This window comes from Nostoc sp. CMAA1605, assembly GCF_021596505.1.
In the GTDB taxonomy this organism is placed as follows: domain Bacteria; phylum Cyanobacteriota; class Cyanobacteriia; order Cyanobacteriales; family Nostocaceae; genus Trichormus.
Genome location: NZ_PJIZ01000002.1, coordinates 135,274 through 148,493 on the forward strand (window position 1 = coordinate 135,274; position 13,220 = coordinate 148,493).

Here is a 13,220-nt window from a genome sequence, read left to right on the forward strand (position 1 = left end):
TAATTACCAATTACAATAACTCCGTCATTTGCCCCACATTTACTAAACTATTCGCACACAAAATCCCAGAAGCAGCGACAGCCGGCACACCGATTCCTGGTAGAGTGCTATCACCCACACGATACAAACCCTGGATAGGCGTGTGTGTGCTAGGAAATAACCCCTTACCTGCTGCGATCGCTGGGCCATAAGTTCCCTGATATCTTCGTAAATAATGAGCATGGGTTAACGGTGTACCTATGAGTTCTAATACCACACGTTTACGAACATCAGGGATAATACGCTCTAAGGCACGGTATAAAGTTTGAGATTTTTCTCGTTTCTTCGCTTCATACTCATCATTGCTTTCCCAGCCAGCGTAGGGTTCGAGGGTATAAGCATGAACCACATGATGTCCTTCTGGGGCTAAATTTTTATCCCACACGCTGGGAATCGAAATCATGCAAGTATTACCTGGTGTGGTGATATCTTGACTAGAATCATGGACTACCACATGATGTCCAGTTAAATTATCTAACCCATCAGCCTTGATACCTAAGTGCAAGTGCATAAAACTCTCAACGGCTGGAGTCTTTAAAGCACTTTCACGATAAGCGGCAGGCAAATCTTCAGGACGCAGTAAATTATTATATGTATCCCAAAGGGTGGCATTAGAAATCACAATTGCGGCTGACAAAACTTCACCATTGCGTAACCGCACACCCGTAACTTTGCCAGACTCTACCAAAATTTGCTCAACGTGACACCCCAAACGTAACTTTCCACCCCATTTTTCCAACCCCCGCACCAAAGCATTAACAATTGCTGCACTCCCCCCCACAGGATACTCAACCCCACGGGAACGTTCACCCAACATAAATGCTACTTCAGGGGCAATTGTGCCGTGGGCTTTTAAGCCAGAAAGTAAGAAACACTCTAAATCAATCAGCCGCCGTACCCAGGGGTCTTTGACTGTAGCATCCATAACATTGCCTACAGAAGACTGCACCAGGGATAGGTAAGGTAACATTTTCGCCAAGGATGGCAAATAACGTTGTAATAACACTAAAATCACCAGCCAATCTGAGCGCAATGCCAATGTAGGTATACCTTTCATCGCCTCATAGAGTCCTAGAAGGCGTTGCTCAAATTGTTGGAATTCCTTGGCACCTTGGGGTGTAATTTTGTGTAGCTGTTGATGATATTGTGCAGGATTGCTGTAGACTGCAAGACTGGTTTCGGGAAAGTGGTAGTGACCTAAAGGATCATAGGGTATAACTTGGATGGATTCACCTAAAGCATCAAGCACCTGTTTAATGGGATTTAAACTGTCTTTACCAGTTAAACCGCAATAAAAGGAGGGGCCAGAATCAAATTCAAACCCGCGTCGTCTAAAACTATGAGCAGCACCACCCGCCATTGTATGACTTTCACATACAATCACCTGCTTACCATAACGCGCCAACAAACCCGCAGCGCATAAACCGCCGATACCGCTACCGATGATGATGATGGGGGACTGGGGAGACATGAGAGGGGTGTAAGGGAGACAAGAGAGATTATATATCTAAATTCTCAATGCCCCATGCCCCATGCCCAATCACTATTGACTAATGACTAATGACTATTGACTATTGACTATTGACTAATGACTAAACCACTAATTGAACTAAAAGGCGTTTCTAAATCCTTTGGGAACAATCGGGTTTTAGATAATGTAGATTTGACGATTTATCGGGGGGAGGCTTTAGGAATTATCGGCCCTTCGGGAACAGGTAAATCGACAATTTTACGGGTAATTGCTGGTTTAATTACTCCTGACGAGGGAGAAGTTTACGTGCAAGGAGTAAAAAGAGAGGGGTTAATTGAAGATGGTCATGACCCTGTGGGTATTGGTATGGTGTTTCAGCAGGCGGCTTTATTTGATTCTTTGACTGTGGAAGAGAATGTGGGGTTTTTACTGTATCAAAATTCTCAGTTGTCGCGATCGCGTATTCAAGAATTAGTCAAAGAAAAATTGGAAATGGTGGGTTTACCGGGTATTGGTCATATGTACCCCTCGGAGTTATCTGGGGGGATGCGAAAACGGGTGAGTTTTGCCCGTGCGATTATGTCTAATCCTGATAATCCCACGGAAGGTGCAGAGGTTTTACTTTACGATGAACCGACAGCCGGACTTGACCCCATTGCTTCTACAGTGATAGAAGATTTAATTCGGGGATTACAGACTACTCAAGGTGTTTGTAGTACCTATGCGATCGTTACACATCAAGATAGTACAATACGGCGTACCACTGATAGACTAGTATTCCTTTATCAAGGTAAAGTGCAGTGGCAAGGCTCAGTTAGTGAACTAAATAACACAGACCATCCATTAATTCATCAATTTATGAGTGGGAGTGTACAAGGGCCAATTCAGGTTGTTGGTTAGTTGGGCAAAGAATAATATGCGCGATTCTATCACCACTCGTTTTGCATCTCGACGGACGTTAAGGGAAGGCTCAGTTGGATTATTAGTTTTACTGGGACTAGGAGCATTTTTTGTCATTATTCTCTGGCTCAACAGAGTCACAGCCTCTCGTAGTTCTTACAGAGCTATTGTAGAATTTGCCAATGCTGGCGGTATGCAAAAAGGCGCGCCTGTACGTTATCGCGGCGTAAAAGTCGGGAATATTGCTCGCATTGAACCAAAGCCAAATGCTGTAGAAGTAGAAATTGAAATTGCCCAAACTGACTTAATTATTCCTCGTGATGTGTTAGTTGAAGCTAACCAAAGTGGTTTAATTAGCGAAAGTATTATTGATATCACGCCCAAATCTTCACTACAAACTCAAGATAAAATTGCTAAACCTCTGGATAAAAATTGCGATCGCACTCTGATTGTTTGCAATGGTTCTCGACTCAAAGGTCAAATTGGTATCAGTTTAGATGAACTCATCCGCAGTAGCACGGAATTAGCAACTACCTATAATAATCCTGAATTTTATCAACGGGTAAATAAATTACTAGAAACCTCAGCAGAAGCTGCTACTAGCGTCTCATCATTGAGTCGAGATGTCGGGAGATTAAGCAGAAGCTTTCAAGGACAAATCGGTACATTTGCCGCCACCGCCAATTCTATCCAACAAGCCACCAATAAACTCACCGTTTCCACCACCAAGACTGTAGACCAACTAGGTAACACTGCCAGTCAATTCAGCACTACCGCAGCTCAAGCGAATAAGTTACTCACTCAATTAGATGAACTAGTTACCTCTAACCGTTCTACATTAGTGAGTGCATTGAATAACATCACCGAAACCAGCAACCAACTGCGGTTAACAGTCAGTAGCCTTTCCCCCGCCATTACGCGGTTATCCGACGGGGAATTACTGAAAAATTTAGAAACACTCTCAGCCAACGCCGCCCAAGCATCCGCTAACTTAAAAGATGCTACTCAGGCATTAAATGATCCTAAAAATGCTCTGCTGCTGCAACAAACTCTAGACTCAGCCAGAGTGACATTTGAAAACACCCAAAAAATCACCTCAGATTTAGACGAATTAACCGGAGATCCCAAATTTCGCGATAACTTACGGCAACTAGTCAACGGTTTGAGTACCCTAGTCTCGTCCACAGACCAAATGCAACAGCAAGTCAATGTTGCTGTAACTTTAGAGTCAATGCAAGCCGCCGCCAGTAAATCCCAATTAGCGTTAACCTCCAAGCAACCAGAAAAACCCACCAACAACCCCACATCTAGCAAAATTGAAAGTACGGTTAACCCCACTAGTCCTGCCTCATCTCAGGAGAAGCTTTTACAGAAATTACGGCAATATCGGAATGGGGAATAGGGAATTGGGAATTGGGCATGGGGAATAGGGAATTGGGAATTGGGCATGGGGAATTGGGAATTGGGAATAGGGAATTGGGAATTGGGAATTGGTAGCCAAGGGAGATAAGGGAGATTTTTCCCCATGCCCCATGCCCCATGCCCCATGCCCCATGCCCCATGCCCCATGCCCCATGCCCCCTGCCCCATGCCCCCTGCCCCCTGCCCCCTGCCCCCCTGCCTAATTCCAGTCCTGCTCCTCTCGTTTGCCGCGACTTTTGTAAATACCGCCAATATCATGCAATTGTCGGGTTTTCTCGAATAATTCCGCCTCAGTTAAGCCCCATTGTTGCAAAACTTTATCTAGGTCGCTTTGTATGTCCCTCGCGCCTGGGAAGCCTTGATACCGGATTCTGAGACGGGCTAATTCGGCTAAATTGTAGTCTGTGGCGGTTTGACTTAGTAGAATATCAATAAGAGGGCGATCGCGGTTGTAAAGTGGGTGCTGTTGGTCTTTACTTCCGTGCTTTTCGGTCATAGTTGATACTGTGGTAAAATTGGAATCTCATTACCGAGTCTAAAACTAAAACCTGCCCGTAGCACGATAATTAGAGATGACGGCTACCACCCCTGAGTGCATACGGCTCTCACCACTGTCACCCCATTAGAGATAAAGATACATTATCTTTAAGAAAATACAAAAAAGTTTAGATAAGGGTGAAATTTTTAGATCGCCCAAAGTCCAAGCAGCAAGGGAGCAAGAACCCGCTATGTTTGAACACTTCACTTCCGAAGCCATCAAAGTGATTATGCTCGCTCAGGAGGAAGCACGTCGCCTGGGACACAACTTCGTAGGAACTGAACAAATTCTCCTGGGTTTGATGGGAGAAGGAACTGGGGTTGCTGCCAAAGTGCTGAATGAGTTGGGTGTGACTCTTAAAGACGCACGTCGAGAAGTCGAAAAAATTATTGGTAGGGGTACTGGTTTCGTTCCACCAGAAATCCCCTTTACTCCTAAAGTCAAAAGTCTATTTGAGCAATCATTTAGAGAAGCTCACAGTCTAGGTCATAATTACATCAACACAGAACACTTACTCTTAGGTTTGACAGAATCAGGTGAAGGTGTCGCCGCCAAGGTGTTGCAAAATCTGGGTGTTGACTTAAGAAATGTTCGCAGTGCTGTGATTCGGCGTTTAGGTGAAGATCCAGTGGCGGTTGGTAGTGGTGCTGGTAGTCCCAGACGCAACCAAACCCTCACCACAGAAGAATTTGGCAGAAACCTCACCAAACTCGCTCAAGAAGGTAAGCTTGACCCTGTAGTGGGTCGTCAAAAAGAAATTGAACGCGCTATTCAAATTCTCGGTCGCCGCACGAAGAATAACCCTGTGTTAATTGGTGAACCAGGGGTAGGTAAAACAGCGATCGCCGAAGGTTTGGCACAGCGTATCATTAACCAAGATGTCCCCGAAGTCTTGGAAGGTAAGCAAGTCATCAGCCTCGACATGGGGTTATTGGTGGCGGGGACTCGTTTTCGAGGAGACTTTGAAGAACGCATCAAAAAAATCGTCGATGAAGTCCGCACAGCCGGAAATGTCATCTTAGTCATTGATGAAATTCATACCCTAGTCGGTGCGGGAGGAACAGAAGGCGGCTTAGATGCAGCCAACATCCTCAAACCAGCCTTAGCACGGGGTGAACTGCAATGTATTGGTGCTACCACCTTAGATGAGTATCGCCAACATATTGAGCGCGATGCCGCCTTAGAACGGCGTTTTCAACCGATTTTAGTCGGTGAACCCTCCGTATCTGAAACCATCGAAATCCTCTACGGTTTGCGGTCAGTTTACGAACAACACCACCGAGTGCAGATTTCTGATGAAGCGTTGATGGCGGCGGCGGAATTATCAGATCGTTATATTAGCGATCGCTTTTTACCCGACAAAGCCATAGACTTAATTGATGAAGCAGGCTCACGGGTACGTCTGAGAAACTCCCAAATTTCCAACGATAAAGAACTCAAGCGGAAACTGCGGGAAGTCGCCAAAGCGAAAAACGAAGCCGTCAGACTACAAAACTTCGATAAAGCCGGGGAACTGCGCGACCAAGAAATTGCCCTAGAAGCAGAAATTCAAGCCGCTTCCACTGAAACAGCTACTCACCCCATCGTCGTAGACGAAGAAGATATCGCCCAAATCGTCGCTTCTTGGACTGGTGTCCCCGTCAACAAACTCACCGAGTCTGAGTCAGAATTACTCCTGCACTTAGAAGACACCCTACACAAGCGGCTTATCGGTCAAGAACAAGCAGTGACAGCCGTGTCTCGCGCCATCCGTCGCGCCAGAGTCGGGTTAAAAAATCCCAACCGTCCCATCGCTAGCTTTATCTTCTCCGGCCCCACCGGCGTTGGTAAAACCGAACTAGCCAAGGCGTTAGCAACTTACTTCTTCGGTGCAGAAGATGCCATGATTCGGTTAGATATGTCCGAATACATGGAAAGCCACACAGTATCTAAACTCATCGGTTCACCTCCTGGTTACGTCGGTTACGACGAAGGCGGACAACTCACCGAAGCTGTACGCCGCAGACCTTACACCGTGCTGCTATTCGACGAAATCGAAAAAGCGCACCCCGATGTGTTCAATATGCTGCTGCAAATTCTCGATGACGGACACCTAACTGACGCAAAAGGTCGTAAGGTAGACTTCAAGAACACCTTAATTATCTTGACCTCTAATATCGGTTCTAAGGTAATTGAAAAAGGTGGCGGCGGTTTAGGCTTTGAATTCGATAACCAACCAGACGCTAGTTACCACCGCATCCGTAACCTAGTCAACGAAGAACTGAAAAATTACTTCCGTCCTGAGTTTCTCAACCGGGTGGATGAAATTATCGTCTTCACTCAACTATCTAAGGATGAAGTCAAGCAAATTGCTGAAATTATGCTGCGTGATGTCGCTAGCCGTCTGACAGAAAAAGGTATCACCTTAGAAGTTACCGAAAGGTTTAAAGACCTAGTAGTCAGGGAAGGTTATGACCCCAGCTACGGTGCTAGACCATTACGTCGCGCCATCATGCGCCTGTTGGAAGATTCCCTTGCTGAAGCTATGCTAGCTGGTGAAATCAGTGAAGGTTGTACCGCCGTCGTGGATGTCGATGATGATGGTCAAGTTAAGGTACGCGACTCAGAAAAACGCGAATTACTATTAGCAAATGCTGGTTAATATTTAAATCAGCAAAATAGTATGCCATAAAAACCTCTGGTAGTTTGTTGCTATCAGAGGTTTTTAATTTATGCAAAATCTAGCTGAATTTTTGACGCACAATAGCCCCATGAGGGTCACTCAAGTTTTTCGTGCTATCTCCGTTCATAATCATTGTGGGTAAAACATTTGTTAATTCACCACTTTTCTTATTAGAAGAGAGGGTAATGATTCCCAATCCAGGACAACTGCCTGCTGCGGCGTGTGCTATGGTCAGAGGATATGGCCCCCGTAAAGCTACATAAATCTTATCCTCATTCTTACCTAAAGATAAATCAGCCAAATCTGGGGTTGGATCATTATTTTGTACTGCACCTAGAGTTGTTCCACAAGCTCCAGTAGTTGTCAAACTATACATACCTTCGTGACGCAAGTAAAGATTATCCCATGGCGCATTCATCTTAAATACTTCTACGTTATTGCGTACCCTATCCAACTGGTGCAGATACTTAGCCTTTCCAGAATTTAAATTTTTTACAACAACCATACCATGTGCATCTCGATTGTTCCCAGGTATGGTTTTGCCATTGTCTGCATCCGTCCAGACAGCCGCAGGTAATGGTTGATTGGGTTGATTGTAGCTCGGTGCTAGAGGATAGTTTTGTGTAAACCGATAAACCGTAAATTCGGAAATATTGGGCCAGATGTTCCAGTATTGAGCATCATAAATCCATTAGCTGCGTGTCCTCCACAACCCGCAGCGTGAACTATATTTAAATCGTATTCAGCTACTATCTTCATGGGTGTGGCTGTAATGTCCACCACAAACATCCCACCACCGCCTAAAGTTAGGTAAGCGTGACGACTCTTGTCAGAAATAATCGGACAAATGACTGTATTGGTTGGGCGAACTCCTGCTGCTTGTTTAGGATTGCCATTGGGGGTAAAAGTAGGCTGTCCGTCTGCCACCTGTCCACTTACAGTACAATTAATGTTATCTCCAAGATTCACATCAACTGCGATCGGTTGAGCTAATATGCGTCCTGTGCCACCGACTACATCAATACTAGCAGCCGCATTATAATTAAATCCCGTTACTTTCCCGGCGGCATTTTTTTGAATATCTACTCGCTCCAGCATTCTCCCATTTTGGTTAGCGATGAGGATTTTTGTTCCGTCTGGGGAGACTGTAGACATATGGTTTTGCCTACCTGTACTAGTTCCGGTAGAGCGAAATAAGCACACGGGTTGTTTTGTTTCACCATCTACTATCCCCAAATGTCCTGAAGCAACAAAATTTAATGTCATGTATTTATCATCTGGGGTGGGAATAATCCCATGAATTCTGTTGACATCAGATCCTGTTGTTGAGAGTGCGTTGGGAAATAAGTCAGTGGCTATATCTAAAACCAGTGGATTATTTACAGGAGGTTTCTTTTCTAAGTCTGCGCTATCATAAATCCTCACTTTGCCGCCATACACCCCATCTGGTGTTGTAGAGGTGATCCCTTGAGTATTTCCTTGATCAGAAAGCCACACTTCATAACCTGAATTGCGTGCATAGGTCTGTTCTGAGAATAGTGCTAAAAATACCGCCAGACTGACACCTATGAGGCACAGAATAAGTTTTTTCATATTGATTTGTGCAGTTCAACTTTTTGTCTCAAAGTTTCACTGTGGCAGTTTCAGTATGGGTTGTAAAGTAATGCCCATGAAATGTAATAGTTTTTACGGTTAAAGCTTCGTTTTCAACCAATTCGCAATGAACTAACGTCCCGCTACGCTAAAGTTTTTTCCGTATTATGACGGGGATTTGGAAAGATTCACAATACTTGTAGCTTGATAGGAGTTAAATATTGAACCCCTCTTTCCCCCTGGCTTTCTAGCTGCTGAGTATGAGCAGATGCAGTATCTCGCATCAGTGAGCTTTACTTCAGTAGGCTGAGAAAATGGGTCTAATGTTACAGAATGGGAAAACAGTGTGTAAACTGAATTAAAGAAAATACTCGACAACAGCAAATACTCATCCTATGATGATGTAATAAGCTTGATGATTGACGAGTCAAAGCGAGGGCAAAAACCCTGGGGGATTCGTCAAAATCGCCAGAACCTTGACAATGTAATAATTACAGCGTTTCAATCATTCGGGAAGTTGCGAATTACTCGCAATAAGGTGGGCTGAAATCGACCTAATTTTGCGACTCGTCAAAATGCTTCCCAGGAAGCTTGCTCTATATAAGTTTCAGTACCGAGCAGTTTCCATTAACTATTTCCCCGCAAGGGGACTGAAACAAGTGAATGCGCCGGGTGTAAGGGTGTAGGGAGTAGGTTTCCATTAACTATTTCCCCGCAAGGGGACTGAAACAATTTTCTGGGACAGGTTCATGTAATAGATAGTTAACGTTTCCATTAACTATTTCCCCGCAAGGGGACTGAAACTGGGGAATAGGGCATAGGGATGTATTTTTCATAAAACTGTTTCCATTAACTATTTCCCCGCAAGGGGACTGAAACGGTGTTAATTGAAAAACAATCGAAATGGACAATCATGGTTTCCATTAACTATTTCCCCGCAAGGGGACTGAAACACAAAAGGTAATAGGGTTTTTGTTAGGGATGTTTGCGTTTCCATTAACTATTTCCCCGCAAGGGGACTGAAACATTTTTTCTATGTTGAAACTGATAATGTAATTAGGTTTCCATTAACTATTTCCCCGCAAGGGGACTGAAACATGGAAAAACAGTTTGAAATCATCGATTATGAGGAGAAGTTTCCATTAACTATTTCCCCGCAAGGGGACTGAAACTTGGAGATAGGGAAAATAATAAAACCTGACTGGCATACGTTTCCATTAACTATTTCCCCGCAAGGGGACTGAAACATATTAAATATTACTCATGGTATATACACGCTATGGCGAGTTTCCATTAACTATTTCCCCGCAAGGGGACTGAAACGTTTCACCAAGTTGCTACAAGTGTGGCTATTATTGGTGTTTCCATTAACTATTTCCCCGCAAGGGGACTGAAACTTGTTAGAATTTGAAAGTGAGCCATCTTTTGATGTTTCCATTAACTATTTCCCCGCAAGGGGACTGAAACGCATCAAAGTGCGTCCTCACTGGCTAACAAATCTTAGTGGGCGGTTTCCATTAACTATTTCCCCGCAAGGGGACTGAAACACTAAACACTCTACTATTAGAGCTACACTAGTCAACTTTAGTTTCCATTAACTATTTCCCCGCAAGGGGACTGAAACAAACCATCTTTCTGCAAAGATTTGAACTGTTTTACCGTTTCCATTAACTATTTCCCCGCAAGGGGACTGAAACATCAATACACTCCACAGATAACTTGAGAACAGGAGTTTCCATTAACTATTTCCCCGCAAGGGGACTGAAACAATTGTTGGTAGGCTGCACCAGGATTACCTGATTTATTCAGTTTCCATTAACTATTTCCCCGCAAGGGGACTGAAACATGAAAAAATACCGGGATATGAAGCCTGTTGATATGTTTCCATTAACTATTTCCCCGCAAGGGGACTGAAACAAGACTGGTTGAACTACCAGAAATTTAAAACAGATATGGGTTTCCATTAACTATTTCCCCGCAAGGGGACTGAAACCCCAACAATGTTAGGGACAACTTCTATAACATAGACGTTTCCATTAACTATTTCCCCGCAAGGGGACTGAAACGTATACTTCCACTCAGGCGATCGCGTTTGTAGTAGATGAGTTTCCATTAACTATTTCCCCGCAAGGGGACTGAAACAAAACACTAACCGATTGTCACGGCCTACAAAATTCTCAAGTTTCCATTAACTATTTCCCCGCAAGGGGACTGAAACGCTTGTATGTGTCAGCAAGTCGCCTCAGTTCATCTGGTTTCCATTAACTATTTCCCCGCAAGGGGACTACAAGCAGCACTCATAGACGCTTTAGGTTCGTAGTAAGGACTTTAGTCCTTTTTTGAGAACTAAAGTTCTCACTACAAACCTTTAATTATTCACCTTGTTCGACTGATGACAAAATTAATTGCTTGGACAATTAATTACGTATGGCCGGGCTTCAGCTAGATTATGTGCTGCAATGCGAGGATGTTTATGATGGACATCGTGATGAATTGTTGCTTGAATGACCGTTGAGCCAAATATTATTCCTCCCCAGGTTTCGATAATATTAGGAATTTTCATGGCAAACGTTCCGTATTCTCCTTTTTGGTGGTGAACAAGACGGAAAAATACTATATCTCCTAGTCCATAAACAATTCGTAGAAACAACCAAAACCATAGGAATCTTTGTCCGCCTAAAAAAGCTAATATTATGAAAATTAATAGTTTTATGAGTAAATCTATCCCTAGTTGAAAACTAATTCCGTTGATTTTTACCCAACGAATAAAGCTTTGCTCTGGTGTAATAAAAGAATTCAAAATAACCAAAAATAAATTTCCTCTGATGTGGTAAGCATCAGGGTCAGACTCTGTTGCTGAATGACGGTGATGAGCTAGATGAATTTCATGATTTTGTTGATAACTAAGAGTAAAAAGAGAGAGTGGTATGGGGCTGATAGCCAAACATCTGATAATCTCATTCATCTCCTTACTACTTTTAATATGCAGAAGTTCATGTACATTAATAACCCAACGGGGTAGAGTCACAGAAATGATGATAAATACAATCCAATTTGGAATTAATTCAGCTACTGATAAGCCATAAGCTATTAATAATATAAAAGCGACTATGGCGCATTCATAAAGATAATGATTAGCATCATGATCATTAACTATATATTCATCTAAAGATTTATTAGTATTTTTGTGCATGACAATGGTATCTAAAAAATCACTTATGTACCTGGATTTTATAATAAAGTTTCAAAACCATCTAATACCAATTTGCAATTTGCAATTCGCAATGGACTAACGTCCCGCTACGCTAACGCAATTCGCAATTCGCAATTTGCAACGATGCTCTCGCCCCGCTCCGCTAACACAATTTGCAATGGACTTCTCTCCGAGACGCTGCGCGTAGCTTGCTTCCTCAGAGGGGTACGTCCCGCTACGCTAACGTAATGGACTTCTCTACGAGACGATAACGCAATTTAGTAGAGTTTTTCTATCTATGGAATGTGGTAAAACCACAACCTCCAACTAAAGATATACGTGATTTTGGTTACAGTTTCCGAAACGAGACTACCGAAAGCTGTAGAAAGAAGTTAGGTTAGTGTTTAAACAACAGCCGCACCCCTAGCAGCTATGACAAAAGAATTAGCAATTCGCACCAATGGCTTAACTAAGCAATTTGAACGGCACGTAGCCGTTAATGATGTTGAGTTAGAAATCCAAGCAGGTGAAGTATACGGACTGATAGGCCCCAATGGCGCAGGTAAAACTACTCTCATCCGAATGTTGGCAGCAGCAGAAGAACCAACTACGGGTGAGATTTATATTAACGGCGATCGCCTGCGTCGTGACAAGAGTAACCCTACTCTCAAACGTCGTCTTGGCTACCTTCCCGATGATTATCCCCTGTATGAAGACTTAACAGTTTGGGATTACTTAGATTATTTTGCGCGTTTGTATCGGTTGCGAGAACCACGCCGCACTCAACGCCTACACGAAGTTTTAGAACTCATCCAACTGGGTAATAAACGCAACAGTCTGATTTCTACCCTGTCACGGGGGATGAAGCAGCGTTTGAGTTTAGCACGGACTATTATCCATGAGCCAATTGTACTGTTATTGGATGAGCCTGTTTCGGGACTCGACCCGATAGCCAGAATGCAATTCCGAGAAATTATTAAGGCACTCCAAGAAGCAGGAATGACAATTTTAATATCTTCCCATGTTTTGAGTGACTTAGCAGAGTTGTGTACTTCTGTAGGCATTATGGAATTAGGCTTTCTAGTAGAAAGTGCCTCCCTCCAACATCTTTATCAACGGTTATCTCGCCAACAAATAGTTTTATCAACTTTGGGTGATTTAGAGGCACTTTTAAGTGCAGTCAAACATCATCCCCATGTAGAAGAGTGGGAGAAATTACCAGGTAAAAATGGCTTAAAAGTTAATTTTAACGGTACACAGGAAGATTGCGCTGAATTATTGCGATCGCTAATTACATCGGGGATTCCTCTTACTGATTTTCACTGTGTTCAAGAAGATTTAGAAACCATATTTTTAAAACTGGGACACAAGCAAGCATCTTAATCATTAACTTGGGAGATAC

General features: G+C 43.4%; 10 protein-coding genes and 1 CRISPR repeat array. Of the genes, 4 read left to right on the top strand and 6 right to left on the bottom strand.

Annotated elements, in window-relative coordinates; translation table 11 throughout:
* Positions 1 to 10: 10 nt before the first annotated feature.
* The gene (locus CV014_RS01515; RefSeq protein ID WP_236140398.1) at positions 11 to 1,510 is read right to left on the bottom strand and encodes a phytoene desaturase family protein; all 1,500 of its coding nucleotides are present in this window, start codon (positions 1,508 to 1,510) and stop codon (positions 11 to 13) included.
* A gap of 117 nt (positions 1,511 to 1,627) precedes the next feature.
* Between CV014_RS01515 and CV014_RS01520 the strand changes: the two genes are divergently transcribed.
* Both CV014_RS01520 and CV014_RS01525 read left to right on the top strand, forming a co-directional pair.
* Positions 1,628 to 2,410 (top strand): ABC transporter ATP-binding protein, encoded by a 783-nt coding sequence (locus tag CV014_RS01520; RefSeq protein WP_236140399.1) that lies wholly within the window; start codon positions 1,628 to 1,630, stop codon positions 2,408 to 2,410.
* A 16-nt stretch (positions 2,411 to 2,426) separates the two neighbouring features.
* Positions 2,427 to 3,812, top strand: coding sequence for an MlaD family protein (locus CV014_RS01525; protein ID WP_236140400.1), 1,386 nt, complete (start codon positions 2,427 to 2,429; stop codon positions 3,810 to 3,812).
* Here CV014_RS01525 and CV014_RS01530 read toward each other — a convergent pair.
* Together CV014_RS01530 and CV014_RS01535 are read right to left on the bottom strand one after the other, a co-directional pair.
* A complete protein-coding gene (locus CV014_RS01530; RefSeq protein WP_236140401.1) occupies positions 3,786 to 3,986 on the bottom strand; it encodes a hypothetical protein in 201 nt (66 codons plus the stop codon). The two genes, CV014_RS01525 and CV014_RS01530, sit on opposite strands and share 27 nt — an antisense overlap.
* Positions 3,987 to 4,031: 45 nt before the next feature.
* Positions 4,032 to 4,328: a DUF3288 family protein gene (locus tag CV014_RS01535; RefSeq protein ID WP_236140402.1), complete on the bottom strand. Its 297-nt coding sequence runs from the start codon at positions 4,326 to 4,328 to the stop codon at positions 4,032 to 4,034.
* A 232-nt stretch (positions 4,329 to 4,560) separates the two neighbouring features.
* On the opposite strand from CV014_RS01535, the gene CV014_RS01540 reads away from it, so the two are divergent.
* Positions 4,561 to 7,011, top strand: coding sequence for an ATP-dependent Clp protease ATP-binding subunit (locus tag CV014_RS01540; RefSeq protein ID WP_236140403.1), 2,451 nt, complete (start codon positions 4,561 to 4,563; stop codon positions 7,009 to 7,011).
* Positions 7,012 to 7,090: 79 nt separating this feature from the next.
* Here the strand turns inward: CV014_RS01540 and CV014_RS01545 are convergent, their stop codons facing one another.
* The 3 genes from CV014_RS01545 to CV014_RS01555 all read right to left on the bottom strand — a co-directional run bounded on the left by CV014_RS01545 (position 7,091) and on the right by CV014_RS01555 (position 11,818).
* Complete coding sequence (locus tag CV014_RS01545; protein ID WP_236140404.1) at positions 7,091 to 7,450, bottom strand: hypothetical protein; 360 nt, start codon at positions 7,448 to 7,450, stop codon at positions 7,091 to 7,093.
* Positions 7,451 to 7,638: 188 nt separating this feature from the next.
* Complete coding sequence (locus tag CV014_RS01550) at positions 7,639 to 8,625, bottom strand: hypothetical protein (RefSeq protein WP_236140405.1); 987 nt, start codon at positions 8,623 to 8,625, stop codon at positions 7,639 to 7,641.
* Positions 8,626 to 9,245: 620 nt separating this feature from the next.
* Positions 9,246 to 10,916: a CRISPR direct-repeat array (repeat unit 37 nt; unit sequence GTTTCCATTAACTATTTCCCCGCAAGGGGACTGAAAC).
* Between the two features lie 110 nt (positions 10,917 to 11,026).
* Positions 11,027 to 11,818 (bottom strand): fatty acid desaturase, encoded by a 792-nt coding sequence (locus CV014_RS01555; RefSeq protein ID WP_236140406.1) that lies wholly within the window; start codon positions 11,816 to 11,818, stop codon positions 11,027 to 11,029.
* Positions 11,819 to 12,250: 432 nt separating this feature from the next.
* Between CV014_RS01555 and CV014_RS01560 the strand changes: the two genes are divergently transcribed.
* A complete protein-coding gene (locus tag CV014_RS01560; protein ID WP_236140407.1) occupies positions 12,251 to 13,201 on the top strand; it encodes an ABC transporter ATP-binding protein in 951 nt (316 codons plus the stop codon).
* Positions 13,202 to 13,220 lie beyond the last annotated feature (19 nt).